Source organism: Microbacterium sp. NPDC058021 (assembly GCF_042885955.1).
Classification (GTDB): Bacteria; Actinomycetota; Actinomycetes; order Actinomycetales; family Microbacteriaceae; genus Microbacterium.
Genome location: NZ_JBHVRF010000001.1, coordinates 323852 through 341243 on the forward strand (window position 1 = coordinate 323852; position 17392 = coordinate 341243).

Sequence of the window (17392 nt, forward strand, 5' to 3'; positions counted from 1 at the left end):
TCTAATGTCGGGAGGGTGGCACGACGCGGACACGACTGGGACCCCGAACGGCTTCCCGACCTCTCGGGACGCCGCTACCTCATCACCGGCACGAACAAGGGCCTGGGCTTCTTCTCCGCCCTGCAGCTGGCCGGCGCGGGCGCGCACGTCGTCATGACGGGCCGCAACCCCAACCGCCTCGCCGCCGCACGCACGGCACTGCTGCGCAATCTGCCGGATGCCACGCCCGGCACCGTGGAGACCCTGCTGCTGGACACCAGCAATCTCGGCTCGGTGCGCGCGGCCGCCGCCACCGCCCGCGGGCGTCGTGGCCTGGACGGGCTGCTGCTGAACGCCGGCGTCGTGCATCCGCCCAAGACCCGCCAGCTCACCGCGGACCGCCATGAGGTGGTGCTCGCCAGCAACGTGCTCGGTCACTTCGCGCTCGCCGGTGAACTGCTGCCGGCGCTCGCCGCTTCGGGTGGCCGCATGGTGTGGGTGGGCAGCGTCGCCGCGACGATGTGGCCGTACGACCCGATCGATCCCGAGCTCGAGACCGACTACACCCCGTGGCGCGCATACGTGCAGTCCAAGGTGATGACGGCGTCGCTGGGCTTCGAAGCCGACCGGCGCCTCCGGGCCGCCGGCGTGCCGGCCGGCAGCGTGGTCGCCCACCCCGGCTACTCCACGAGCGGCCGCACCCGCGGCATCCTCGGGGTCAACGAGCCCAGCCGCGGCACGCGCTTCACCGACAACATCCAGGCCGCGTTCGCGCAGTCGAAGGAGCGCGGCGCGTGGCCGCTGGTGCGGGCGCTGGTCGATCCCGCCGCGGAGAGCGGCTCGTTCTGGGGGCCCGGCCGGGTGACCCTCGGCGCCCCGCGCCGCGCCACGCCCCCGAAGATCACGACCGATCCCGAGCGGGGTGCGCGGCTGTGGGAGTTCTGCCAGACGGCGACGCGGGTGGCCTGGCCGTTCGAGAAATCCGCGCGGACGCGGCGACGCTGGCGGGGGTGATCTGGCGGGTCAGGCGGTGATCCAGATCGCCTCGGGCGCGCCCACAGGCAGTCCCGTGGGCGGTGCGCCGTCGATCGACACGCGGCCGCCGCCGGTGACGGTGAGCGTGTGGCCCACGTCGATGCCGGCATCCTCGCAGGCCCGCAGCAGCGCGGGGTCGCGGTCGCTCACCCGCAGCACGCGGCCGCTGTGGCCGACGTGGGCGCTGGCCAGCAGCACGAACGGCTCGCGGTGCACCTCGCCGGCGGCATCCGGGATCGCGTCGCCGTGCGGATCGAATCGCGGGTGGCCGAGGCGGGCGGCGATGCCCTCGAGCAGCCGGTCGCTGATCGTGTGCTCGAGCACCTCGGCCTCGTCGTGCACTTCGTCCCACGCATAGCCGAACTCGCGCACGAGCCACGTCTCCACGAGGCGGTGCCGGCGGATCACCGCCGCCGCACGCAGCTGCCCCGCCGCCGTCAGCGCGACCGGCCCGTACGGGCGGTGCGTCACGAGCCCCTGCGCGGCGAGCTTCTGCACCATCTCGGTGACGCTGGACGGCGCGAGCCCCAGTTCGGATGCCAGTCGCGAGGGCGTCATCGGCTCCGTCTGCCACTCGGTGTGGTGGTAGATCGTCTTGAGGTAATCGTCGACGGCGGTGGGTGAAGCGGGCACCGCTCCAGGGTACCCGGGCGACCTCAGGCGCCTGTGAGAACGAGCCAGAGCAGCAGCGCGTTGAGGGCGATGAGGAACACCGATGCCGCGACGCCCGCGATCGTCGTCCATGCCCGGTTGCGGTACGCGCCGAGCACCTCGCGCTTGGCGGTGAGGGCGATCAGCGGCACGAGGGCGAACGGGATGCCGAAGGACAGCACCACCTGGCTGAGGATGAGCGCCAGGGTGGGGTCGAAGCCGATCGCGAGGATCACCAGCGCCGGGATCAGGGTGACCAGGCGGCGCAGGATCAGCGGGACGCGCACGTGCAGCAGGCCGTGCATGATCTCCGCCCCGGCGTAGGCGCCGACGGCGGTGCTGGCCAGGCCGCTGGCGAGCAGTCCGACCGCGAACAGGGTCGCTACGAGCGGGCCGATGCCGTCGCGCAGCGCGGCGTACGCGCCCTCGAGGCTGTCGGTCCCCGGCACCCCCGCCAGCGCGGCGGCGGCCAGCAGCAGGATGCAGAGGTTCACCGTTCCGGCGACGGCCATCGCGATGGTGACGTCCCATTTCGTGGCGCGCAGCAGTCGCGCGGCGCTGATGCCGCGGCGGTCGTCGAGGGTGCCGGCATCCACCCCCGTCGTCGGGGCGAAGCGGTCGCGGCTGAGCGCGGAGTGGGCGTAGATGGCGTGCGGCATGATCGTCGCGCCCAGGATCGAGGCAGCCAGCAGCACCGAGTCGGCACCCTCGAAGCGCGGGACGAGGCCGCCCACGACGCCGGCCGGATCCGGCGGGACGACGAAGACGCCGAAGACGAAGCCGATGGCGATGATGAGCACGAGCCCGGCGATGACGAACTCGAACGCCCGCGGGCCGCGGCGGGACTGCAGCAGCAGCAGCCCGATGGAGACCACGCCGGTGATCAGCCCACCCCACAGCAGCGGGATGCCGAACAGCAGGTGCAGGGCGACGGCGCCGCCGATGACCTCGGCGATGTCGGTGGCCATGGCGACGAGCTCGGCCTGCAGCCAGTACGCCCGGCGACCCCAGGGGTTGCGCAGGCGCTGCCCGAGGACTTCGGGCAGGCTCTGGCCGGTGACGATGCCGAGCTTGGCGGAGAGGTACTGGATGAGCCACGCCATCACGTTGCCGATCACCACGACCCACACCAGCAGGTAGCCGTACCTGGCGCCCGCCGTCATGTTGCTGGCGACGTTGCCGGGGTCGAGGTAGGCCACGCCGGCGACGATCGCCGGCCCCAGCAGCCACGCCAGCCGCGTGGAGGTGGGCCGGCGCCGCGTCGGCGGCAGCGCACGTTCAAGGGAGGCAGTTTTCGGCATGCCGAAAAGTTACCAGATCTTTCGGTGCACCGAAAAGAGGGGACGGGGTCGCGGTGTGCCCGGCCGCTGCTGTCGGAATTCAGGCGGTCGTGCGGCCCAGCCCCGTCGGAATTCAGGCTGCGGGGGAGCGAGGGGGTGGCGAGGACGGGGGCGGCGGGTGCCAGCCTGAATTCCGACAGTGCGCGGGCGGCGGCGCGGGTCGGCGGCCTGAATTCCGACAGGGCGCGCTGCGGCGGGCGGGCCGGAGGCGGACGGGCGGGCCGACGGGGGCGGGAGGGAAGGCGGCGGCGCGGGGTGGTTAGCCTGGTTCCGTGACCGAATCCGCGCCCGCGCCCGCCGTCGACGAGGCGGAGCCGACCCTCCCGTACGGGGTCGGGCCCTGGCCCGGGGGACCGGATGCCTGGCCCGACGATCCCCGCTACGACCCCGAGCTGCTCGCGCACGGCGACCGCCGCAACGTCGTCGACGGCTACCGGTACTGGACGATGGCGGCGATCGTGGCCGACCTCGACGCGAAGCGGCATCCGTACCACGTCGCCATCGAGAACTGGCAGCACGACATGAACATCGGCTCGATCGTGCGCAGCGCCAACGCATTCGCCGCCGCCGAGGTGCACATCATCGGCAAGCGCCGCTGGAACCGCCGCGGCGCGATGGTCACCGACCGCTACCAGCACGTGCGCCACCACGAGGACGTCGCCGCGTTCACCGCCTGGGCCGCCGCCGAAGGGCTGCCGATCGTCGCGGTCGACAACGTGCCCGGGTCCGTGTCCGTCGACCGTGCCGATCTCGCCGAGCGCTGCGTGCTGCTGTTCGGCCAGGAGGGCCCTGGCCTGTCACCCGAGGCGCTCGCCGCGGCCGACGGTGTGGTCGAGATCGCCCAGTACGGCTCCACCCGCTCCATCAACGCCAGCGCCGCCGCCGCGGTGGTCATGTACGAATGGTGCCGCCGCTGGGCGTGATCAGCCGCCGACGGTGACCCATTCCGGCCGGCGCACCCGCCAGCCGAGGGTGAGCAGCCGCGCGAGCATGTAGACGCCGAAGAACGCCGCAGCGAGCCACGCCAGTCCCGCGGCGCCCGTCGGTTGCAGCACCGCGATGAGCACGAGCACGGGCACGAACGGCACGAGGTTCAGCGCCCCGGCGAGGGCGAGGTAGCGCGCGTCGCCGGCGCCCATCAGCACCCCGTCGAGCACGAACACCACACCGCACACCGGCTGCGCGATGGCGAGCACCAGCAGCGCCGGCTGCACCAGCGCGGCGACCGACGCGTCACCCGTGAAGACGAGTCCCATGACGCCCGACGTCGCCGCCACGAGCACTCCCACGATCACTCCGAACCAGGCGCCCCACGCCACGGTGCGCCGCAGCACCCGTCGCACGCCGGCCTCGTCGCCCGCCCCCAGCCCCTTGCCGATCAGCGCCTGCGCGGCGATCGCGAGGGCGTCGAGGGCGAACGCCGCGGTGGAGAAGAGCGTGAACGCGATCTGCCAGCCGGCCAGCTCGTCGGTGCCGAGCATCGTCGCGACGGCGACCGTGGCCAGCAGCGCCGCCCGCAGTGACACCGTGCGCAGGAACAGCCACCCACCCGACCGCGCCGACCCGCGCACGCCCTCGCGCTGCGGCAGCACGGATGCCGCGTGGCGCCGGGCCAGCCGGCCGATCATGACGGCGTAGGCGGCGACCATGCCCCACTGCGCGACGACCGTTCCCGCCGCGGAGCCGGCGATGCCCCACCCGAACCCGTAGATGAACAGCCAGTTCAGCAGCGCGTTGGCGGCGAACCCGAGTCCCGCGATCCACAGCGGCGTGACGGTGTCCTGCATGCCGCGCAGCAGCCCGGTGGCGGCGAAGACGATGAGCATGGCGGGCAGCCCCCACATCGAGATGCCGAGGTAGATCTCCGCCTGCTCGGTCACCTCCGCGGATGCGCCGAACAGTGAGACGATGCCGGGCGTCGCGAGCGATCCGACCAGCGCGAGCACCGCCCCCAGCCCCAGTGCCAGCCACAGCCCGTCGATCCCCGCCCGCACCGCCGAGGAGAATTCGCCCGCCCCGAAGCGGCGCGCCACGGCCGGTGTCGTGGCGTAGGCGAGGAACACCATGAGCCCCACGATCGTCTGCAGCACGGCGCCGGCGATGCCGAGCCCCGCCAGCGGCACGACCCCGAGGTGACCCACGAGCGCGGCATCCACGATGAGGAACATCGGCTCGGCCACCAGGGCGCCCAGCGCCGGCACGGCCAGGCGCAGGATGTCGCGGTTGAGGGGGTCGGGCGTGCTCACCCGTCGAGCCTAGAGGCGCGCACCGACCTGCTCGCCGCGGTCGATGGCGGCTGCGGCATCCTTGCCGCCGTGTCGGCTCCGGCGCATATCCTGGAAGGCATGACCGACGCTCTCCGTTCCGGTATCGCTCTCGATGAGTTGAGCTCCGACATCCGCCCTCAGGACGACCTCTTCCGCTACGTCAACGGCGCCTGGCTGGAGCGCACCGAGATCCCCGACGACAAGGCGCGCTGGGGCTCGTTCCACCTCATCGCGGAGCAGGCGGAGAAGGACGTCCGTGCGATCGTCGAAGAGGCGCAGGATGCCGAGCCCGGCACCGAATCGCGCAAGATCGGCGACCTGTACACGAGCTTCATGGACACCGAGCGCATCGCGGCGCTGGGTGCAGAGCCGCTGCAGCCCCTGCTGGAGCAGGCCGACGCGATCACGTCGATCCCCGAGCTGCTCCGCACCGTCGGCACGCTCGAACGCGATGGCGTGGGCGGGTTCATCGGCCTGTACATCGAACCCGACCCCGGCAACCCGCAGCGCTACGTGCCCTTCTCGGTGCAGAGCGGACTCTCGCTCCCCGACGAAAGCTACTACCGGCTCGAGAACTTCGCCGCCACCCGCACCGCGCACCGCGCGCACGTGCAGCGAATCCTCGACCTGGCCGGCGTGGCCGATGCCGCGGACCAGGCCGACCGCGTCGTGGCGCTGGAGACCGAACTCGCCGCGCACCACTGGGACAACGTGCGCAACCGCGACGCCGTCGCCACCTACAACCTGATGTCGTGGGAGGACGTCCGCTCGCTCGTGGGCGTCGACCTCGACCCGTGGCTGGATGCCCTCGCGCCCGGTCACCGCGAGGCGTTCGCCGAGGTCAACGTCAACCAGCCGTCGTACCTCGAGGGCCTCGGCACGCTCCTGGTGCCCGAACGGCTCGAGGACTGGAAGGCGTGGTTGCGATTCCACATCGTCCACGGCATGGCCGCGTTCCTCTCCGACGACTTCGTCGACGAGAACTTCTCCTTCTACGGCACGCAGCTCACCGGCGTCCCGGTGAACCGCGAGCGCTGGAAGCGGGGCGTCGGCCTCGTCGAGGCGGCGCTGGGCGAGGCGGTCGGCAAGGTGTACGTCGAACGGCACTTCCCGCCGGCGGCGAAGACGGCGATGGATGAGCTGGTCGCCAACCTCGTGGAGGCCTACCGCCAGTCGATCTCGGGCCTGGAGTGGATGAGCCCCGAGACCCGGGAGCGGGCGCTGGCGAAGCTCGACGCCTTCACGCCGAAGATCGGCTACCCGGTCAAGTGGAAGGACTACGCCACCCTCGAGATCGACCCCACGGACCTCGTCGGCAACGTGCGCCGCGCGCACGTCTGGGAGCACGACCGCCAGCTGGCGCGCGTGGGCAAGCCGGTCGACCGCGACGAGTGGTTCATGACGCCGCAGACCGTCAACGCCTACTACAACCCGCTCATGAACGAGATCGTGTTCCCCGCCGCGATCCTGCAGTACCCGTTCTTCGACGCCGAGCGGGATGCCGCGGCGAACTACGGCGGCATCGGCGCCGTGATCGGGCACGAGATCGGCCACGGCTTCGATGACCAGGGCAGCCGGTTCGACGGCGACGGGTCGCTGCGCGACTGGTGGACCGATGCCGACCGCGCCGCGTTCGAGGAGCGCACGCAGAACCTCATCGCCCAGTACGACCAGCTCGTGCCCGAAGGGCTGTCGCCCGACCACCACGTCAACGGCGCCCTCACGATCGGCGAGAACATCGGCGACCTGGGTGGTCTCGGCATCGCGCTGAAGGCCTACGCGCTGTCACGCGGCGCGGACCTCGACGGCATCCCCGTCGACGCGCCCGTGATCGACGGGTTCACCGGCATCCAGCGTCTGCTGCTGAGCTGGGCGCAGATCTGGCAGCAGAAGGGCCGCGACGCCGAGACGATCCGGCTCCTGACGATCGACCCGCACGCGCCCAACGAGTTCCGCTGCAACCAGATCGTGCGCAACATCGACGCGTTCTACGACGCGTTCGACGTCACCGAAGGCGACGCCCTGTGGCTGGCGCCGGAGGAACGCGTAACCATCTGGTAACCCACCGGGGCTCACACCGGACGTACGATCGGTGTGAGCGCTTCGCTCTCCAGTGGAAGGACGCGCGTGGGCACCCCCGACCCGCTACGCAGCAGTGAGAAGCAGCAGTCGCGCGGTGGCCGACGTCGGCCCCGCCGGTCGGCTGCGGCACGTCGGTCGTTCAGCGCGACCTGGAAGGCGCTGGACGAACTCGCCGCCTCCGGGGCGCGGGTGTCGATCCGCGTGGACGACCTCGACACCGGTGAGACCGTCATCGTCGGCGACGACCACGAGACCCTCCCCGTCGCGGGGCTCGGCATCGTGCCGCTGCTCATCGAGACGGCGGCGGCGTTCGAGGAGGGGCGGCTGGATCCGCTGGAGATCATCGACCGCGAGCAGCTGCCCGCCGTCGCGGTGTCCGGCGTCTGGCAGCACCTGAAGGCGCCGGCGCTGCCGCTGGCCGACCTCGCCGTGCTCGCCTCGGGTGCCGGCGACGCGCTGGCTGCCAACGCGCTGCTGGGTCGGGTCGGTCTCGACGCGGTGCACACCCGGCTCGAGTCGCTGGGACTTGAGAAGACGGCGCTGCTCGACGGATTCCGCAACGAACGCGGCCCCGACGACGCCCCGCACGTCGCGCTCGGTACTGCGCGGGAGTTCGCGGCGCTGTTCTCGTCGCTCGTCAACTCGCAGGCCGTCTCCCCCGCGGTCAGCGCCCAGGTCTCGGAGTGGCTGAGCCTCAACGTCGACCTGACCCTCGTGGCATCCGCCACGGGCCTTGACCCCTTCGCGCACGAGGACGACGCCCACGGGCTGCTGTTCGTCAACAAGACCGGCCGCGGCGACGGCATCCGCGCCGAGGCCGGGGTGCTCGCCGGTCCCCGCGCGGGGGTGTCCTACGCGCTGCTGGTCGCCTTCGACGACCTTTCCATCGCGCACCGGCTGCGCGTGCACGACGCCTTCCGCACGCTGGGCGTCGAGCTGATGGAGTACGTGTACTGACCCGCGCGGCCGCCTGCCGCCGTTTCGCACCCCGGCCGGTCGCGGCATGATGTCGTCATGGAGCATCCGGTGATGTTCGATCCCGACGACCCGGCGCTGGAGCGGGTGCGGGTCGTGTGCCTTGCCTACCCCGGCGCGCAGGAGCGCATCAGCCACGGTCGGCCGAACTTCTACACCGTGCGCACGTTCTGCTACTTCGGCGGCGGGGAGCGCCGCGGCCCCGGCGACTGGCATTCGCATGACCAGGCGATCATGGTGCGCCCCGATCCGGGTGACGCCCCGGCGCTCCGCCAGGACGCCCGCTTCTTCGTGCCCGCCTACCTGGGTGCGTCGGGGTGGCTCGGTATCGATCTCTGGGATGCCGGGTGGGACGAGATCGTCGAGCTGATCGACGCCTCGTTCCGCGTGACCGCGCCCGCGAAGCTGGTGCGGCAGCTGGACGGACGCCCCGGCGTCGAGAAACCACTTCCGGGCTGACACGCCACGCGGTGCGCGGTGTCCCCGCCGGAATGTGGTTTCTCGGCGGGGCGGGCCGCGCCGGCGCGGGCGGGTGTCGGATGCCGGGCGTACGCTCCCGGTGTGGCCACCCTCGACGACGTGCGACGCATCGCCGCCGGGCTGCCCGGCAGCGAGGAGCGCGCGATGACGGGCGGGGCGGCCTGGTTCGTGCGCAACCGGCTGTACGCATGGGAGTGTCACCCGTGGCCGAGCATCCCCGCCGATATGCGGGCGGTGATCGCCGCCGAACCGGTGGTCGGGGTCAAGGTGGCCGAGCGGCTCGACGCGCAGGCGCTCATCGGCATGGCGCCCGACGTGTTCCTGCGCGAGACGACGCGGTGGAGCGAGCCCAAGGTGGCGTTCCGCCTGGCCGGCATCGACGTCGACCATCTCGCCGAGCTCGTTACCGAGGCGTGGCGCACACAGGCACCCAAGTACCTCCGGGTGCCCTTCGACGCGGCCCATCCCGCCGTCGACGTCTGACGGCGGCGGCACGGCAGCGCACCGCCTCGTGACGTTCCATGGCGCCACGTTACGGTTCGCGTCAGCCGGGAACGGGCCGCCCCGGCGCCCCCCCATAGCATCGGGATATGACTGCACGCCCGCCCTTCCGCGCCGACATCGTCGGCAGTTTCCTCCGTCCCGCACCCCTCGCCGAGGCGCGCCGCAGCCACGCCGAGGGCGCGCTGAGCGACGCGGGCCTGCGCGAGGTCGAAGACGCGGCGATCGCGACGCTCGTGCAGCAGCAGCACGACAACGGGCTGCAGGTCGCCACCGACGGCGAGTTCCGCCGCTCGTGGTGGCACTTCGACTTCTTCGGCCTGCTCGACGGCGTCGACATCGTCGAACTCGACCACGGCATCCAGTTCCAGGGAGTGCAGACCAAGCCGCGCGGCATCGAGATCTCCGGACCCATCGGCTTCCCCGCCGACCACCCCTTCCTCGACCACTTCCGTGCGCTGGCGCAGGATGCCGCAGCCACCGGGGCGACGCCGAAATTCACGATCCCCGCTCCCACCGTGCTCGACTTCCGCCTGGAGCCCGGCCACATCGACCCCGCCGTGTACGACGGCCGCGCCGCCATCACCGACGACCTCGTGCAGGCCTACCGCGACGCGCTCGCGGCGTTCTACGCCGCCGGTGCCCGCTACCTGCAGTTCGACGACACGGCATGGGCGTACCTGTGCTCCGACGTCGAGCTCGCCAAGGCGCGCGAGCGTGGCATCGACACCGACGGCATCGCCGAGCGCTATGCCGATCTGCTCAACCGCATCCTCGACGGCAAGCCCGACGACCTCACCGTGACCACCCACGTCTGTCGCGGCAACTTCCGCTCCACGTGGATCTCCTCCGGCGGCTACGAGCCGGTGGCCGAGCAGCTGCTGGGCAACACCGCATATGACGGCTACTTCCTCGAGTACGACTCCGAGCGTGCCGGCGGCTTCGAGCCGCTGCGTTTCCTTCCGGAGGGTGAGAAGAAGGTCGTGCTCGGGCTCATCACGACGAAGTCGGGCGAGCTGGAGGATGCCGATGAGGTGCGTCGCCGCATCGCCGAGGCCGCGCAGCACGCGCCGCTCGCGCAGCTGGCGCTGAGCCCGCAGTGCGGGTTCGCCTCCACCGAGGAGGGGAACACGCTCACCGAAGACGAGCAGTGGGCCAAGGTGAGGTCGGTCGTCGAGATCGCCCGCACCGTCTGGGGCTGAAGAGGAAACCGGCGAAGGAGCAGGGGATCATGGGCGAGACGGCGAACGCGACCGCGGTGCGGACAGGACTGTTCATCGGGGGTGAGGAGCGGTTCACCGACCGGGTGCTGACCGTCGCCGACCCCGCCAAGCCGGGCGTCGTGGTGGGCGAGGCCGCCGCGGCATCCGTCGACGACGTCGCCGATGCGGTGCAGGCGGCTGCGGCGGCGTACCCCGCCTGGGCGGCGCTGTCGCCCCGCGAACGTGCCGCGAAGATGGCCGAGGCCGTCGCCGGCATCGCGGAGGACCGCGACACCGACGCCGCGATCCTCTCGCAGGAGAACGGCAAGGTGCGCGGGGAGGCGTGGGTGGACGCCCTCGTGTTCGAGATCCGCTGGAACCTCGCGCTCATGCTCGCCGACGAGGTGGCGCGCACCCGCACGCTCGACCCCGTGCCCGGCGCGATCCCGGTGTCGACCGAGGTCGCCTACCAGCCGCTCGGCGTCGTGACGGTGATCGTGCCGTTCAACTGGCCGATCGCGATCCTCGGGGCCGCGCTCCCGCACGCGCTGCTGGCCGGCAACACCGCCATCGTCAAGCCGCCGCCCTCGGCGCCGCTCGCGACGGCACGGCTCGTGCAGCGGGTGGCCGAGAAGCTGCCGCCCGGAGTGCTCAACGTCGTGACCGGCGCCGATGAGGACATGGCCGGGCTCATCGCGCACCGGGACGTCGCGAAGGTGTGCTTCACCGGGTCCGTGGCCGGCGGCACGCGCATCATGCAGCTCGCGGCGCAGAACCTCACCCGCGTGACGCTGGAACTCGGCGGCAACGACGCGGCGATCGTCCTCGCCGACGCGACGCTCGACGACGTGCACCTGGACCGCCTGTTCGCCGCGATCTACGACACCACAGGTCAGATCTGCATGAACGCCAAGCGCGTGTTCGTGCACCGCTCGCGCCGCGACGAACTGGTGGCCGGACTCACCGCGCGCCTCGAACGCGTGCGCCTGGGCTACGGCCTCGACGAGGGCACGACGATGGGGCCGCTGCACCAGCCGGCGCAGAAGGCGTTCGTCGAAGAGCTCGTCCGCGAGGCGAAGGAAGCCGGCGCCGACGTGCGCGAGTTCGGCGAACTGCCTGCGGGCGACCTCGCCGGCGGCAACTTCGTGCGGCCCGCGATCGTGGTCGACCCCGACCCGTCGCTGCGCATCGTGACCGAGGAGCAGTTCGGCCCGGTCATCCCGGTGCTCTCCTTCGACGACGAGTCCGAGGCGGTGCGCCTGGCCAACGACACGTGGGCGGGCCTGGGCGGATCGGTGTGGACGGCGTCGACGGATGCCGCGCAGCGCGTGGCCACGCAGCTGGTGTGCGGCTACGTCTGGATCAACGACCACGGCGCGACGCGCCTCGACCTGCGGGCGCCCTTCGGTGGCATGAAGCACTCGGGGTTCGGTCGCGAGCAGGGCATCGACGGCGTGCGGGCGTTCCAGGACACCCGCGCCATCGCGACGCTCGACCCGGACGCGCTCGCCTCGATGGCGCACTGAGCCCGCGGTCGCCGCGGCGGTTCCGGGCGGCATCCCGCCCCGGAGCCGCCCCGGGCCGCCGGCGTCAGAAGATGATCGTGTGGTTGCCGTGGCGGATGACGCGGTCCTGCGCGTGCCACAGCACGGCGCGGGAGAGCACCTGACGCTCCACATCGGCACCGCGGCGGGCGAGCTCGCCCGTCGTGTCGGCGTGGGTGACGCGGATGGTGTCCTGCTCGATGATCGGGCCCTCGTCGAGATCGGTCGTGACGTAGTGGCTCGTCGCGCCGATCAGCTTGACGCCGCGCTCCTTGGCCTTCTTATACGGCTCGGCGCCGATGAAGGCCGGCAGGAACGAGTGGTGGATGTTGATCACCGGCACGCCGAGCTTCTCGAGGAAGTCGGCCGACAGGATCTGCATGTAGCGGGCCAGCACGACGAAGTCGACGTTGCCGACCAGCAGCTCCAGGATCTTCGCCTCGGACTCCGACTTGTCGGGGCCGGGGGTGGAGGGGACGTGGAAGAACGGCACCCCGAACGAGCGCACGTCTTCTGCGGAGGTCGTGTGGTTGGACACGACCATCGGCACGGTGACGGGCAGGTCGCCGCGGCGGTGGCGCCACAGCAGATCGAGCAGGCAGTGATCCTGCTTGGACGACAGGATCGCCATGCGCTTGGGCACCGACTGGTCGGTGAGTGACCACTGCAGCGAGAATCCGTCGAGCGTCCGGGCGATCTCGGCCTCGATCGCAGGGCGGTCGGCGGCGAACCCTGGGCGGTGGAAGACGACCCGCTGGAAGTATGCGCCGCCCTCCGGGTTGTCGGAGTACTGATCGAACGCGACGATGTTGCCCCCGATGCGGGTGATCATCGCCGAGACGGCGGCGACGATGCCCGGCTGGTCCTCGCCGTGCACGATGAGGCATGCGTGGGCGGGGAGCAGGGTCGGGACGTGCGCGGTCATCCTTCGATTCTGCCGTGTCCGGCGGGATGCCGCGTGCACCGGCATCCCGCCCGGCGTCAGCGCGCGGGGTCGGGCGGCGGCGCCGTGGTGCCCCGCACGATCAGCCGCGTCGGCAGGGTCACGTGCAGGTGGTCACGGGTCTCGCCCGACAGCAGCGCAGCGACGAACTCCGCCGCGACGGCGCCCAGGCGCCGCATCGGCTGGGCAACGGTCGTGAGGGCGGGCTGCACGCGGGACGCCTCGGGGACGTCGTCGAAGCCCACCACCGACAGGTCCTGCGGCACCCGCAGCCCCAGTTCCGCGGCGACTTCCATCACCGCCAGGGCGGACAGGTCGTTCGCGGCGAACACCGCGGTGGGACGCTCGCGCTGCACCAGCAGGGCGTGCGCCTGCTCGCGCACGGTCTCGGGCTGATAGAGCCCGACCCGCACCAGCGAAGGGTCGGCGGGGATGCCGGCTTCACGCAATCCCGCCCGGTAACCGGCATCGCGCGCCTCGGAGGAGCGCAGATCCGGGCGGCCGGCGATGAATCCGATGCGGCGGTGGCCGAGTTGCACGAGGTACTGCATGGCCTGCAACGCCCCGCCGTAGCTGTCGGATTCGACGGTCGGAAGATCGGCGCGGCCGCTGTGGGGGTCGATGGCGACGATCGGGACGTCGGCGGTGACGCCGATGACGGTGGGCGTGACGAGGATCGCGCCGTCGATGAGGGTGCCGCTGAGCCGGCTGAGCGAGCGGCGCTCCCAGCCCGCGCTGCCGCTCTGGCGTGAGCCGCTGTAGGCGAGCAGGTCGAACCGCGAGTCGCGCAGCGCCGAGCCGACGCCCTTGAGCACCTCCGCGCTGAAGGGCTCGAAGTCGGCCACCAGCACGCCGATCACCCCGGTGCGGTGCGACCGCATGCTGCTGGCGACCAGCGACGATTCGTAGCCGAGGCGCTCCACCACATCCAGCACGCGCGCGACGGTGCTCTCGGCGACGCCGTACCTGCCGTTGACGGCCTTGGACACGGTGGAGACCGAGACGCCGGCTGCTTCGGCGACGTCGTGGATGGTTGCGCGGCGTGACATCGCCCTGATCCTACGCATGAAAAAGGATTTCGAAAACGTTTGACACGATTTCGCCGCAGCGTGAGACTGACGGGTAACCCGAGATCATGACGATCCTGGGAGTGCCCACTCAAAGAGGAGAATCACATGATTGCGAAGAGGACGCTCGCGGCCGCAGCAGCCATCACGGCCGTTGCGCTCGCGCTGGCCGGCTGTTCCGCCGGGGGAGGCGAGACCGAGGACGGCGACGTCGAGATGACGCTTTGGCACAACTCGACCACCGGGCCCGGCAAGGAGTTCTGGGACCAGACGGCAGCCGCCTTCTCGGAGGAGAACCCCGGCGTCACCATCAAGGTGCAGGTCGTGCAGAACGAAGAGCTCGACGGCAAGCTGCAGACCGCCCTGAACTCCGGCGACGCTCCGGATCTGTTCCTGCAGCGCGGTGGCGGCAAGCTCGCGGCCATGGTCGCGGCGGGCCAGATCAAGGACATCACCGACGCGATCTCCGACACCGCAGTCGAGGAGATCCCCGACACCACGCTGGTCAACCTGCGTGTCGGCGACAAGCTCTACGGCATGCCCATCGCCGTGCTTCCCGGCGGCATGTTCTACAGCCAGGACCTCTTCGATGCCGCCGGCATCACCGAGACCCCCAAGACCATCGACGAGATGAGTGCGGCGGTCGAGGCCCTCAAGACCAGCGGGGTCGAGCCGATCGCGCTGGGCGGCAAGAACGCCTGGCCGGCCGCGCACTGGTACTACTTCTTCGCGCTGCGCGCCTGCAGCCCGGACACGATGGCCACCGCGGCCGAGGAGATGGACTTCAGCGACGAGTGCTGGCTGAATGCCGCTGAGAACCTCGCCGACTTCGCCGCGACCGAGCCCTTCAACCAGGGCTTCCTCACGACCGAGGCCCAGCAGGGCGCCGGTTCGTCGGCAGGCCTCATCGCCAACCACCTGGCCGGCATGGAGCTCATGGGCGCCTGGAACCCCGGTGTCATCGCCGGACTCACCCCGGACGAGAAGCCGCTGCCCGACCTGGCGTGGTTCCCCTTCCCCGAGGTGCCCGGCGGTGAGGGCGAGCCCGGCTCGATCCTCGGCGGCATCGACGGCTACTCCTGCTACGTGGACGCCCCCGACGAGTGCGTCGACTTCCTGAACTACCTGGCCACCTCCGAGGTGCAGGCGGCGTACTACGACGCCTTCGACGCCCCGCCGGTGAACACGGTCGCCCAGGAGTCGGTCACCGAGCCCTACCTGCTGCAGATCATCGAGGCCTACAACGAGGCGCCCTTCGTCTCGCAGTGGCTCGACACCATCTACGGCCTCAACGTCGGCAACGCGCTGAACGTGGCGGTCGTGGACATGCTGGCCGGCAACAGCGGTCCGGAGCAGCTCGTCGACGCGGTCAACGCGGCCGCAGCGAAGGGCTAGGACGGCGCAGATGTCTGTTCGCGAGAACTCGTTGACGGAGAGCGATACATCCGCCGAGCTCGCGCGGCGCGGCGGGGGCGACACCACGGTGTCGTCCCCGCCCGTGCGGCGGCGGCGCAAGGGGCTCGGCTGGGCCGGACGACTGGAGGTCGCCATCCTCGTGGGGCCGGCGCTGCTGGTCTTCCTCGGCTTCGTCATCTTCCCGGTCGTCGCCGCCGCCTACTACGGCTTCTTCCGGTGGCAGGGCTACGGCCCGCCCACCGACTTCGTGGGGTTCAACAACTACCTGCTGATCCTGCAGGACCCCGCCTTCCACGCGGCCCTCAGCCACAACGCGTTCATCGTCGTGATGTCGCTCGTGCTGCAGGGGCCGGCGGCACTGCTGCTGGCGCTGCTGCTGAACCGCCGCATGCGCGGCCAGTCGATCATCCGCGTGCTGATCTTCGTGCCCTACGTCATCGCCGAGGTCGTCGTCGGCGTCGGCTGGAGTCTCATGCTCCAGCAGCGCGGCGCACTGAACGGCTTCCTCGAGAACGTCGGACTCGGCGGACTCGAGCAGGACTGGCTCGCCAATCCCGACATCGCCATCTGGACGCTGATGGTGATCATCACCTGGAAGTACTTCGGCTTCGCCGTGATCCTCTTCCTCGCAGGTCTCCAGGGCATCCCCGAGGAGCTGTCGGAGGCTGCGGCCATCGACGGCGCCTCGTTCTGGCAGACGCAGTGGCGCATCACCATCCCACTGCTGGGCCCGACCCTGCGGATCTGGGCGTTCCTGTCGATCATCGGCTCGCTGCAGCTGTTCGACCTCGTCTACATCATCTGGGGTCAGTACGTCGCCTCGACCGCCGGCACCTCCACCATGGCGACCTACATGGTCTCCGAGGGCCGCAACTCCGGGAACTACGGCTACGGCAGTGCCGTGGCGGTCGTCCTGTTCCTCATCTCACTCGTCGTCGCGCTGATCTACCAGCGCTTCGTCCTGCGCCGCGATACCGCGGGTGCCCTCACGGGAGGTAAGCGTCGATGACCGCGACAGCCCTCATCACCACGACCCCGCCCGACGAGCCGCTGCTCACGCCCGGCCGACGGCACAAGGAGAAGCTGCCCTGGGGCAGCCCCGTGGTGTACTTCGTCGCCCTGGTGGTCATCGCGGTCATCCTCGTGCCGGTCGCGTACATCATCCTCGGCGGGTTCCGCACGAACGCGCAGATCACCTCCGATCCGTCGGGGCTGCCGAGCCCGTGGAACTTCGAGAACTACCTCGATGTGCTCGCCGGGTCGATGTTCTGGCGCCAGGTGCTCAACTCCGCCATCGCCGCCCTGTCGACCACGGCGGGTGCGGTGATCCTCGGGCTCATGGCCAGCTACGTGCTCGCCCGCTACCGCTTCCGCGGACGCGGTGCCCTGTACGCCATGTTCGCCGCCGGCCTGATGTTCCCCATCACCGTGGCCATCACGCCGCTGTACATCGTGGTGCGCGACCTCGGCCTCATGAACTCGCTGCCCGGCATCATCCTCCCGCAGATCGCGTTCGCCCTGCCGACGACGATCATCATCCTGGTGCCGTTCCTCAAAGCCATCCCGGACGAGATCGAGGAGGCCGCGTTCATCGACGGGGCCAGCCGCCTCGGGTTCTTCTGGCGCATGGTGATCCCGCTGGCGCTGCCGGGCGTCATCACGACCGGCATCCTGGCCTTCATCGGCAGCTGGAACAGCTACCTGCTGCCGCTGTTCATCCTCAACAACGAGGCGACCTACACCCTGCCGCTGGGTGTGCAGGCCTTCTCCTCGCAGTACTCCGTCGACACGGCGCGGGTGCTGGCCTTCACCTCACTGTCGATGATCCCCGCCCTCGTGTTCTTCAGCCTGTTCGAGCGCCGCATCGTCGGCGGTCTGACCGGCGCCGTCAAGGGCTGAACGCCCCACCT

16 protein-coding genes are annotated in these 17392 nt (G+C 70.9%); 11 read left to right on the forward strand and 5 right to left on the reverse strand.

The window, feature by feature from the left end; genetic code table 11:
- The first annotated feature begins 15 nt into the window (after positions 1 to 15).
- Entirely contained in the window at positions 16 to 993 is a 978-nt protein-coding gene (locus ACFVR6_RS01580) for an SDR family NAD(P)-dependent oxidoreductase (RefSeq protein ID WP_386958164.1), read from the forward strand.
- A 9-nt stretch (positions 994 to 1002) separates the two neighbouring features.
- Here the strand turns inward: ACFVR6_RS01580 and ACFVR6_RS01585 are convergent, their stop codons facing one another.
- Together ACFVR6_RS01585 and ACFVR6_RS01590 are read right to left on the reverse strand one after the other, a co-directional pair.
- A complete protein-coding gene (locus tag ACFVR6_RS01585) occupies positions 1003 to 1647 on the reverse strand; it encodes a metal-dependent transcriptional regulator (RefSeq protein WP_386958166.1) in 645 nt (214 codons plus the stop codon).
- A 23-nt stretch (positions 1648 to 1670) separates the two neighbouring features.
- On the reverse strand, positions 1671 to 2966 hold the full coding sequence (locus tag ACFVR6_RS01590) for an Nramp family divalent metal transporter (protein WP_386958168.1): 1296 nt from the start codon (positions 2964 to 2966) through the stop codon (positions 1671 to 1673).
- A gap of 311 nt (positions 2967 to 3277) precedes the next feature.
- Between ACFVR6_RS01590 and ACFVR6_RS01595 the strand changes: the two genes are divergently transcribed.
- Positions 3278 to 3928 carry a TrmH family RNA methyltransferase gene (locus tag ACFVR6_RS01595; protein ID WP_386958171.1) on the forward strand — a complete coding sequence of 217 codons (651 nt, stop codon included), beginning with the start codon at positions 3278 to 3280 and terminating at the stop codon, positions 3926 to 3928.
- Here ACFVR6_RS01595 and ACFVR6_RS01600 read toward each other — a convergent pair whose 3' ends face one another.
- Positions 3929 to 5251, reverse strand: a complete 1323-nt coding sequence (locus ACFVR6_RS01600; RefSeq protein WP_386958173.1) for an MATE family efflux transporter — start codon at positions 5249 to 5251, stop codon at positions 3929 to 3931.
- A 99-nt stretch (positions 5252 to 5350) separates the two neighbouring features.
- On the opposite strand from ACFVR6_RS01600, the gene ACFVR6_RS01605 reads away from it, so the two are divergent.
- The 6 genes from ACFVR6_RS01605 (at position 5351) to ACFVR6_RS01630 (ending at position 12038) form a co-directional block, all read left to right on the forward strand.
- Complete coding sequence (locus ACFVR6_RS01605; RefSeq protein ID WP_386958175.1) at positions 5351 to 7333, forward strand: M13 family metallopeptidase; 1983 nt, start codon at positions 5351 to 5353, stop codon at positions 7331 to 7333.
- A 66-nt stretch (positions 7334 to 7399) separates the two neighbouring features.
- The gene (locus ACFVR6_RS01610) at positions 7400 to 8311 is read left to right on the forward strand and encodes a serine hydrolase (RefSeq protein WP_386958177.1); all 912 of its coding nucleotides are present in this window, start codon (positions 7400 to 7402) and stop codon (positions 8309 to 8311) included.
- 57 nt (positions 8312 to 8368) lie between these two features.
- Complete coding sequence (locus ACFVR6_RS01615; RefSeq protein ID WP_386958179.1) at positions 8369 to 8788, forward strand: MmcQ/YjbR family DNA-binding protein; 420 nt, start codon at positions 8369 to 8371, stop codon at positions 8786 to 8788.
- A gap of 102 nt (positions 8789 to 8890) precedes the next feature.
- On the forward strand, positions 8891 to 9292 hold the full coding sequence (locus tag ACFVR6_RS01620; protein ID WP_386958181.1) for an MmcQ/YjbR family DNA-binding protein: 402 nt from the start codon (positions 8891 to 8893) through the stop codon (positions 9290 to 9292).
- A gap of 107 nt (positions 9293 to 9399) precedes the next feature.
- The gene (locus ACFVR6_RS01625; RefSeq protein ID WP_386958183.1) at positions 9400 to 10512 is read left to right on the forward strand and encodes a 5-methyltetrahydropteroyltriglutamate--homocysteine S-methyltransferase; all 1113 of its coding nucleotides are present in this window, start codon (positions 9400 to 9402) and stop codon (positions 10510 to 10512) included.
- A gap of 29 nt (positions 10513 to 10541) precedes the next feature.
- Positions 10542 to 12038, forward strand: coding sequence for an aldehyde dehydrogenase family protein (locus ACFVR6_RS01630; RefSeq protein WP_386958185.1), 1497 nt, complete (start codon positions 10542 to 10544; stop codon positions 12036 to 12038).
- 64 nt (positions 12039 to 12102) lie between these two features.
- Here ACFVR6_RS01630 and purU read toward each other — a convergent pair whose 3' ends face one another.
- Both purU and ACFVR6_RS01640 read right to left on the reverse strand, forming a co-directional pair.
- Positions 12103 to 12981 carry a formyltetrahydrofolate deformylase gene (gene purU / locus ACFVR6_RS01635; protein WP_386958187.1) on the reverse strand — a complete coding sequence of 293 codons (879 nt, stop codon included), beginning with the start codon at positions 12979 to 12981 and terminating at the stop codon, positions 12103 to 12105.
- A 56-nt stretch (positions 12982 to 13037) separates the two neighbouring features.
- Complete coding sequence (locus tag ACFVR6_RS01640; RefSeq protein WP_386958189.1) at positions 13038 to 14048, reverse strand: LacI family DNA-binding transcriptional regulator; 1011 nt, start codon at positions 14046 to 14048, stop codon at positions 13038 to 13040.
- A 126-nt stretch (positions 14049 to 14174) separates the two neighbouring features.
- Here ACFVR6_RS01640 and ACFVR6_RS01645 point away from each other — a divergent pair, with 126 nt between their 5' ends.
- Genes ACFVR6_RS01645 through ACFVR6_RS01655 form a run of 3 tightly spaced genes read left to right on the forward strand, consistent with a single transcriptional unit; the run spans position 14175 to position 17381 of the window.
- Complete coding sequence (locus tag ACFVR6_RS01645) at positions 14175 to 15461, forward strand: ABC transporter substrate-binding protein (protein ID WP_386958191.1); 1287 nt, start codon at positions 14175 to 14177, stop codon at positions 15459 to 15461.
- A 10-nt stretch (positions 15462 to 15471) separates the two neighbouring features.
- Positions 15472 to 16491, forward strand: coding sequence for a carbohydrate ABC transporter permease (locus ACFVR6_RS01650; RefSeq protein ID WP_386958193.1), 1020 nt, complete (start codon positions 15472 to 15474; stop codon positions 16489 to 16491).
- Positions 16488 to 17381, forward strand: coding sequence for a carbohydrate ABC transporter permease (locus ACFVR6_RS01655; protein ID WP_386958195.1), 894 nt, complete (start codon positions 16488 to 16490; stop codon positions 17379 to 17381). Before ACFVR6_RS01650 ends, ACFVR6_RS01655 begins: the two co-directional genes overlap by 4 nt.
- Positions 17382 to 17392 lie beyond the last annotated feature (11 nt).